Origin of the sequence: Yoonia vestfoldensis DSM 16212 (genome assembly GCF_000382265.1) — a bacterium.
Taxonomy (GTDB): Bacteria; Pseudomonadota; Alphaproteobacteria; order Rhodobacterales; family Rhodobacteraceae; genus Yoonia; species Yoonia vestfoldensis.
Window position 1 is genome coordinate 64,177 of the sequence record NZ_KB907991.1, and the last position, 8,853, is coordinate 73,029.

Consider the following 8,853-nt stretch of genomic DNA (forward strand, 5'->3'; position numbering starts at 1 on the left):
ATCCATGGGTCTATCCTCGTGTTTGGCCGCCTCTTAGCACAAGGCAAAAGCTGATGCACCTGCTCGCCGCGACCCCCGGTGCGATTTCGGACGGGACGGAACCTGTCGATCTGGGCCAGACCCCTGCCGATGTGGTCATCATCTCGGCTGCCGATACCGAACTGGCCGCCCTGGCCGAAGCGCGGGCCGAGATGACTGACCCGCCTACCTTGCGGCTGGCGAATATGATGCACCTCGCGCATCCCCTGTCGGTCGATCTGCATCTGGACGATTGCGCCACGAAATCCCGGCTTGTGATCGCGCGCATCCTTGGCGGCGCGGGTTATTGGAAATACGGCCTGACCCAATATGCCGCGGGCCTGCACGAGGCTGGCGTGCCTGTGGCCTTCCTGCCCGGCGACGACAAACCCGACCCCGAATTGCGCGGGCTATCCACCGTCAGCGGCACAGATTACGATGCGCTCTGGTCCTATCTGGTCGAAGGCGGGCCGCAGAACAGCATCAACGCGCTGGCCTATGCCAAGGCAATGCTGGACGGCTCCGACAAACCCGCCGCCGCCGCCCCCTTGCTGCGCGCCGGTGTCTACTGGCCGGGGGCGGGCATCGCCGATCTGACCACGGCACAGGCGACATGGACCGACGGGGCACCCATCATCCCGATCATCTTCTACCGCGCCTTGGTGCAGGGCGGCGGGCTGAACCCGATCAACCGTCTGACCCGCAGCCTGTCGCGCGCAGGGCTGAACCCACTGCCCGTTTTCGTGGCCAGCCTGAAAGACCCCGTCAGCACCGCCACGCTTGACCATCTGTTCACCGCCGCGCCGCCCGCGGTGATCCTGAACTGCACCGCCTTTGCCGTGGGCAGCCCGCATGACGGCGACGACAGCCCGCAAAACCCGCTCTTGTCCAACGACGCCCCCATCTTTCAGGTGATCCTGTCGGGTGCCTCCGAATCCTCATGGGCAGACGGATTGCACGGCCTCACCGCCCGCGACATCGCGATGAACGTGGCCCTGCCAGAGGTGGACGGCCGCATTCTGTCCCGCGCGATCAGCTTTAAAGGCGAGGCGTTCTTTGACGAGGCCACCGAATGCCCCATCGCCACCTATCAGGCGCGCGGTGACAGGGTTGATTTCGTCACGCAGCTGACTGCCAACTGGGCGCGCCTGCGGCAAACGCCCCCGGCAGACAAAAAAGTCGCCCTGATCCTCGCCAATTACCCCAACAAGGACGGACGCCTTGCCAATGGTGTCGGCCTCGACACGCCTGCGGCAACGATCCGCACCCTGCAACTGCTGGCGCAGGCAGGTTACGCCACCACCCCGCCCGCCGACAGCGCCGCGCTGATGGCGCAGATCATGGCAGGCCCCACCAACTGGCTGACCGACCGCGCCGACAAACAGGGCGGCGAATTGCTCCCCCTCGACACATACCGCCAGTATTTCGACGCCCTGCCGTGGGACATCAAGGAACAGATCACCACCCGCTGGGGCCAACCCGAAGACGACCCATTCTTCCGAGCCGAAATATCCCCGCCGGAGGCCCCAAGCCGCGGCAGCGGCGCAGGGTTCGCCCTCTCCATCCACACCTTCGGCAACGTGATCGTGGGCCTGCAACCCGCGCGCGGCTATAACATCGACCCGCAGGATACCTACCATTCCCCCGATCTGGTCCCGCCGCACAATTACCTCGCCTTCTACTTCTGGCTGCGCCACCACTGGGGGGCTGACGCCATTGTCCACATGGGCAAACACGGCAACTTGGAATGGCTGCCCGGCAAATCCGTCGCGCTGTCGGAAACCTGCTGGCCAGAGGCGGTGTTCGGCCCCACCCCGCATATCTATCCCTTCATCGTCAACGATCCGGGCGAAGGCACGCAGGCCAAACGGCGCACATCGGCGGTGATCATTGACCATCTGACCCCGCCCTTGACCCGCGCCGAAAGCTATGGGCCGATGCGCGATCTGGAAGCGCTGGTTGACGAATATTACGAAGCCGCAGGCGTCGATCCGCGCCGCGTCGCCCATCTGCGGCGCGAGATACTGTCGCTGTCCGACGCAACGGGCCTGTCGCGCGACGTGGGTTTCATTGGCGACACTGACACCGACCTTGGCAAGCTCGACGCGTACCTGTGCGAGTTGAAAGAGGCGCAGATCAGGGACGGTCTGCATATCTTCGGCCAGTCCCCTACAGGCCAGCAGGAACTGGACCTTGCGATCGCCCTTGCCCGCGTGCCGCGTGGGGACGGTAAAGGGCGCAATGCCTCGCTCTTGCGCGCCTTGGCCACGGACCTTGGCATCAGCATCGACCCGCTCGATTGCGACATGGCTGCGCCTGCGCGCGAAAAACCAAAGGCTTTGGCCGACAGCACCATCTGGCGGACCAATGGCGATACGGTCGAACGCCTCGAAAACCTGTCGCAGCGTCTTGTCCGGGACGGCGGGCGGGACGTCGTGGGGTTTATCCCACGCGCGTCGCAGGCCGTTCTTGCCGAAATCATGGATACGATCCTGCCCACGATCCGTGCCTGCGGCCCTGCCGAAGGATCGGCCCTCCTCACCGTCCTTGCAGGGCATTTCATCCCACCCGGCCCGTCGGGCGCGCCAACACGCGGGCGGCTGGATGTGCTGCCCACGGGGCGCAATTTCTACAGTGTCGACAGCCGGGCCGTGCCCACACCGACCGCTTGGGCGCTTGGCTGGAAATCCGCGAACCTGCTGATCGACAAACACCTGCAAGATCACGGCGACTGGCCGCGCGCCATGCTGGTCACGGCTTGGGGCACCGCCAATATGCGCACCGGCGGCGATGATATCGCGCAGGCGCTCGCGCTGATGGGCGTCAAGCCGACATGGGACAGCGCCAACAGGCGTGTGACAGGTTTCGAGGTTCTGCCGCAAACCGTGCTCGGCCGTCCACGCGTGGACGTGACCCTGCGCATTTCCGGCTTTTTCCGCGACGCCTTTCCGCAACTGATCGCCTTGGTCGATAGCGCCGCCCGCGCCGTGCAGGACCTTGACGAACCCGCAGACCTGAACCCCGCCGCCGCGCGCGCCAAGGCGGGCGAGGATGCCACCCGCGTTTTCGGCGCCAAACCCGGCGCTTACGGCGCGGGCCTGCAATCCTTGATCGACGAACGCATCTGGTCGGACAAATCCGACTTTGCCGCCGCCTATATCGCCTGGGGCAGCTATGCCTACGGTGCCAAGGCCAGCGGCGACCGCGCCGAGGCGGCGTTCAAGAAACGGCTGTCACAGGTCGAAGCCATCGTGCAGAACCAGGACAACCGTGAACACGACATTCTGGACAGCGACGATTACTACCAGTTCGAAGGCGGGGCCGCCGCCGCCGTCAGCACGCTGCAAGGGCGCGACCGCCCGATCTATCACAACGACCATTCCCGCCCGGAACGGCCTGTCATCCGCACCCTCGACGATGAAATCGGGCGTGTCGTGCGATCGCGCGTGGTCAATCCCAAATGGATCGACGGTGTGAAACGCCACGGCTACAAAGGCGCGTTCGAAATCGCGGCGACGGTCGATTACCTGTTCGCTTTCGCCGCCACGACTGGGGCTGTGCGCAACCACCATTTCGATCTGATCGAGGCCGCGTTTCTGGCCGACGACGCCACACGCGACTTTATCGCCGAGGCCAATCCGCCTGCCCTGCGCGAGATCGCTCAGCGCCTGCAAGAGGCGATTGACCGCAACCTGTGGCAGCCCGCCTCGAATTCCGCGCGCGCGCGCATTGCAGGCCTGCTATGATCCCCCAAAAGGAGAGCCGAGATGAGTGATGATCCCGACCGCCACGCGATGAAGATGGCCAAGAAAAAGGCCGCCCGTGACAAGATCATGGCGACCAAAACCGACAAGAAGGGCCTGATCATCGTTCATACGGGCAAGGGCAAGGGCAAATCTTCGGCCGCTTTCGGGATGATCTTCCGCTGCATTGCGCATGACATGAAATGCGCGGTGGTGCAGTTCATCAAAGGCGGCATGTCCACGGGCGAACGCGACCTCATCCTCGCGAAATTCAGCGACACCTGCGCCTTTCATACGATGGGCGAAGGTTTCACCTGGGAAACGCAGGACAAATCCCGCGATACCGAAATGGCGCAGGCCGCCTGGGCCAAGGCCAAGGAACTGATCCTGGACGAGACCAATACGATGGTCCTGCTCGACGAAATCAACATCGCGATCCGCTATGATTATGTCGCCATCGCTGAGGTCGTGGCCTTCCTGCGCGATCACAAACCACCGATGACCCACGTGGTACTGACAGGGCGTAACGCGCATGAGGACCTGATCGAGCTGGCCGATCTGGTGACGGAAATGGAACTGGTCAAGCATCCGTTCCGCGCAGGGATCAAGGCACAGATCGGCGTCGAGTTCTGAGCGTCGTATCATCTTCATATTTCTGTTATCGGCCTTGCACTGAACCAGTCGGTTCATTTATGTTGCTTCGATGCGCGCATTGGCTCTTCAAACTTCGGATATCGTCGCAACGGGCGTCCAGCGCGCGGTGTACCTGCATCCTTTTGATTCCTCCAAGCTGATCAAGGTCTTGCGCCCCGCAGCCACGCGGCCCCGACGCACCAATTTCAACGGGATCATGGACAGGCTGCTTCCGAGCACCCGTGTGCGGCAGATCCGCAAGGAATATGCGGAATATATGCGGGTCATGCTCAACCACCCCAACGCTGACTTTCACGCACCGATCGCGCATATGTTCGGCTTTACCCCGACGACCGAAGGCCTTGGCTGCATCACCGAACGGGTCATGCGGCGGGATGGACAGATCGGTGAGACACTGGGCGCCAAGGCAACCGCTGGCACGTTGACGCAAGCGGATATCGCTCTGCTGAATGATACGATCGCGCGCATCTATGCCCATGACATCCGGGCAAGCGACATGAAACCCAACAACTTTGTCTTTGGCCAGCGTCATTATGGCAGCGACCTGGGCCCGGAGGAATGCGTGCTTGTGGACGGGTTCGGCGATATCCACGCGATACCCGTCCGGTCGATGGGGCGTTGGTCCAACCGCATGGGGCTGGACGACAGTTGCGCGCGGCTTGCGCGGAATACCGGATTGGACTGGGATCCGCAGGACAGGCAATTCGCGCTGCCTCGCCAGGCGGCTTGGATGCCGGCCCGCCACGGCCTATAAGAGCGCAGCGCACAGACCGGAAAGCCACCACATGACCGACGATACCGAAGACCTGCAAGATACCTATCCCGGCGCAGGCACGTTTCGCTTTGGCGACACGCCGGAGCTTTGCCAATATCTGATCGGCCTTGTCCGGCAGCGCAAGAAAACCGCAACCTGCGGGGCGGCGTCGGAATTTGCCGATGACCCGGAGTCCATGCCCGTCGTCGGCCGCTGCGATATCGCGGCCAACTGGGACGGCACCCCCGCGCTGGTGATCCGCACCACCAAGGTGCAGCATATCCGGTTCTGCGACGTGACCGAAGACATGGCGCTGGCCGAAGGCGAGAACGACAGCCTTCTGGGCTGGCGCAAGGATCACAAGGCCTATTTCAAACGCAACGGCGGTTTCGACCCCGAGATGATGCTGGTCTTCGAGCATTTCGCGCTGGTCGAGGATCTGGCCGGGCGCGAGTTGTGACATGCGCCTCTGGATCGCCTGCCTGCTGGTCCTGATCGTCCTTGCGCATATCGCGATGTGGACATCGGACATGCCGCGCGATCTGGCCTTGCGGCTGACGATCATCAATGCGGCGGGCTGGGCGGTGATCCTGTTGCCCGCATGGGCTGTCAGCAAATGGGCAGCGGCGCACAAGCGGCGGTGACGGGCGGCGGGGTGAACCCCGCCCTACGGTCTTTCGCATGGCTGCGATATCGGGTAGAGCGCTTGCAACATTAGATACGCTGGACATAACGATGAAATTCACGCTTTCCTGGCTGAAACACCACCTTGAAACAGACGCCTCGGTTGATCTGATCGCCGAGACGCTGACCGATCTGGGTCTAGAGGTCGAAGGCGTGGAAAACCCCGCCGAACGTCTAGCCGATTTCACCATCGGCTATGTCGAAAGCGCGGAAAAGCACCCCGACGCTGACAAGCTGCGTGTCTGTCAGGTACAGACCAAGGACGGGCTGACCCAGATCATCTGTGGTGCCCCCAATGCGCGCGCGGGCATCACCGTGGTGATCGCCAGCCCCGGCACCTATGTCCCCGGCATCGACACGACGATCGGCGTGGGCAAGATCCGTGGCATCGAAAGTTTCGGGATGATGTGTTCCAAACGCGAGATGGAACTGTCCGAAGAACATGACGGGATCATCGAACTGCCATCCGGCACCGTGGGCCAGCGGTTCACCGACTGGCTGGCAGCCAACCAGCCCGACCGCGTCGATCCGGTGATCGAGATCGCGATCACCCCGAACCGCCCCGATGCGCTGGGTGTGCGCGGGATCGCGCGCGATCTTGCGGCACGCGGTCTGGGCAAGCTGAAACCACTGCGCGTTGATCCGGTGCCTGCCAGCTTCACCGCTGACATGAACGTATCCATTGATGACGATACACGCGATGGATGCCCCGTTTTCTATGGCCGTTTGATCCGTGGCGTCAAGAACGGCCCCAGCCCCGCATGGCTGCAAACGCAGCTGCGTGCCATCGGGCTGCGGCCCATCAGTTTCCTTGTCGATGTGACCAATTGGTTCACCTATGACCTGAACCGCCCCTTGCACGTCTTCGATGCCGACAAAGTGCAGGGCAATCTGCGCGTCCACCGCGCCAAGGATGGAGAGACGATTCTGGCACTCGACGACCGGACCTACGCCTTGCAGGCCGGCCAGATCGCCATTTCCGACGATCAGGGCGTGGAAAGCATTGCAGGCATCATGGGCGGTGACGCAACCGGCTGCACCGATGAGACGGTGAATGTCTTTGTCGAAAGCGCCTATTGGGACCCGATCCAGATCGCCTATACCGGCCGCGCGCTGAAGATCAATTCCGACGCCCGTTACCGGTTCGAACGCGGGATCGACCCTGCTTTCACACCCGAAGGGCTGGAACATGCGGTGCGGATGATCGTCGATCATGCGGGTGGCGAGGCGTCAGAGCTGATCATCGCAGGCGAAGTGCCCGACACATCCCGCGCTTACCGGCTGGATGCGGAGCGTGTGATCAGCCTTGTCGGCATGGACATCCCCGAAAGCACACAGCGCCAGACGCTGACAGCCCTCGGCTTCCGGCTGGAAGGCGACATGGCGCATGTGCCGTCATGGCGCCCCGACGTGCTGGGCGAGGCTGATCTGGTCGAAGAAGTCGCGCGCATCGCGTCGCTGACCAAGCTCAAGGGCAAGCCGATGCCGCGCATGGATGTAGGTGTGCCCAAACCGATCCTGACCGCAGGCCAGCAGCGTCAGCAATCCGCGCGCCGGACGATGGCGGCGCTGGGTTACAATGAATGCGTCACCTACAGCTTTGTCGATAAAGACGCCGCAACCCTGTTCGGCGGCGGCGATGACGCGACGATGCTGGAAAACCCGATCTCCAGCGAATTGTCGCATATGCGCCCCAACCTGCTGCCCGGCCTGCTGCGGGCCGCGGCCCGCAATCAGGCGCGCGGCTTCATGGACATGGCCTTGTTCGAGGTCGGCGCTGGTTTCCACGGTGGCGAACCGGGCGAGCAGCACAACCTGATCACCGGCGTGCTGATCGGCAAAACCGCCAGCAAGGACGTGCATGGCACGTCTCGCGCGGTCGACCTTTATGACGCCAAGGCGGATGCGGAATCCGTACTGGCCGCCATCGGCGCGCCCGCCAAGGTGCAAATCCTGCGCGGTGCCTCTGCATGGTGGCACCCCGGTCGGCATGGCATGATCTGCCTTGGTCCGAAAAAGGTGCTGGCCGTGTTCGGCGAACTGCACCCCAAGGTGCTGCGCGAGATGGATATCAAAGGCCCCGCCGTCGCCTTTTGCATCTGGCCCGACGAAGTGCCCGTGCCGAAAACCAAGACCGCGACGCGCCCCCCACTGGTTGCGACCGACCTGCAAGCGGTGGAACGGGACTTCGCCTTTGTCGTGGACCACGAGGTCGAGGCGCTGACGCTGGTCAATGCGGCCCTTGGGGCGGACAAGGCGCTGATCAGCGATGTGCGGGTCTTTGACCAGTTCATCGGCGGCAATCTGGGGGACGGCAAGAAATCCATCGCCGTCACCGTGCGCCTGCAACCCACGACCGCAACGCTGAAGGACGCCGAGATCGAGGCGATCAGCGCCAAGATCGTGGACAAGGTGACCAAGGCGACAGGTGGTACGCTACGCGGCTAACAGCTCTGCCAGCACATCGAACACCAGCCTGATCCGCGGGCTGGTGTGCAGGTCCTCATGCGTGACAAGCCAGACCGGAAACAGGATCGGTGGATGATCCGGCAACACCAGTTGCATATCGGGACAGGCGCGCGCGATCTGCATGTCGACCGGCAGGATGCCCAGACCGCCCTGACACAGCGCCCAAGCCACTGACCCGTTTTCGGACGCATAACGGAATTGGGTGGCATCGACCGGAAACCCCCGCTTTTGCAGATGCTCGGCCATGCGGGTTGTGTCGCCATAGCTGTTGATTGTCACTGAGAACTGACCCGGCATTTTCATCGAGATCTGACCCACCCAGTCGTTATGATCTGCGTATTATGATGGCGTCAATGGTGGTGTCTCCTTTCGCTTTTTCTTGGCTGTTTCGGAGCTGGCCTTGAAGCGGTAGCTGTCATTGCCGGTTTCGAGGATGTGGCAGCGATGGGTGAGACGGTCGAGCAGTGCCGTGGTCATTTTGGCATCGCCAAAGACGCTGGCCCATTCGCTGAAGCTCAGGTTGGTGGTGAT

At 62.8% G+C, this 8,853-nt stretch carries 8 protein-coding genes; 6 read left to right on the forward strand and 2 right to left on the reverse strand.

Going from position 1 to position 8,853, the window contains the following annotated elements:
* The first annotated feature begins 53 nt into the window (after positions 1 to 53).
* The 6 genes from cobN (at position 54) to pheT (ending at position 8,301) form a co-directional block, all read left to right on the forward strand.
* Complete coding sequence (cobN, locus tag H147_RS0116420) at positions 54 to 3,764, forward strand: cobaltochelatase subunit CobN (RefSeq protein ID WP_019956485.1); 3,711 nt, start codon at positions 54 to 56, stop codon at positions 3,762 to 3,764.
* A gap of 21 nt (positions 3,765 to 3,785) precedes the next feature.
* Entirely contained in the window at positions 3,786 to 4,394 is a 609-nt protein-coding gene (cobO, locus tag H147_RS0116425; RefSeq protein WP_019956486.1) for a cob(I)yrinic acid a,c-diamide adenosyltransferase, read from the forward strand.
* A gap of 70 nt (positions 4,395 to 4,464) precedes the next feature.
* Positions 4,465 to 5,169: a YrbL family protein gene (locus H147_RS0116430; protein WP_019956487.1), complete on the forward strand. Its 705-nt coding sequence runs from the start codon at positions 4,465 to 4,467 to the stop codon at positions 5,167 to 5,169.
* 31 nt (positions 5,170 to 5,200) lie between these two features.
* Entirely contained in the window at positions 5,201 to 5,629 is a 429-nt protein-coding gene (locus tag H147_RS0116435; protein ID WP_019956488.1) for an ASCH domain-containing protein, read from the forward strand.
* 1 nt (position 5,630) lies between these two features.
* Positions 5,631 to 5,813 (forward strand): hypothetical protein, encoded by a 183-nt coding sequence (locus H147_RS0116440; RefSeq protein ID WP_019956489.1) that lies wholly within the window; start codon positions 5,631 to 5,633, stop codon positions 5,811 to 5,813.
* 91 nt (positions 5,814 to 5,904) lie between these two features.
* Complete coding sequence (pheT, locus tag H147_RS0116445) at positions 5,905 to 8,301, forward strand: phenylalanine--tRNA ligase subunit beta (RefSeq protein ID WP_019956490.1); 2,397 nt, start codon at positions 5,905 to 5,907, stop codon at positions 8,299 to 8,301.
* Here the strand turns inward: pheT and H147_RS0116450 are convergent.
* Together H147_RS0116450 and H147_RS0116455 are read right to left on the reverse strand one after the other, a co-directional pair.
* A complete protein-coding gene (locus H147_RS0116450) occupies positions 8,290 to 8,601 on the reverse strand; it encodes a LysR substrate-binding domain-containing protein (protein ID WP_211216591.1) in 312 nt (103 codons plus the stop codon). The genes pheT and H147_RS0116450 overlap by 12 nt on opposite strands.
* A 60-nt stretch (positions 8,602 to 8,661) precedes the next feature.
* Positions 8,662 to 8,853, reverse strand: a 192-nt coding sequence (locus H147_RS0116455; RefSeq protein WP_019956492.1) for an ATP-binding protein, incomplete at its 5' end; no start/stop codon positions are given.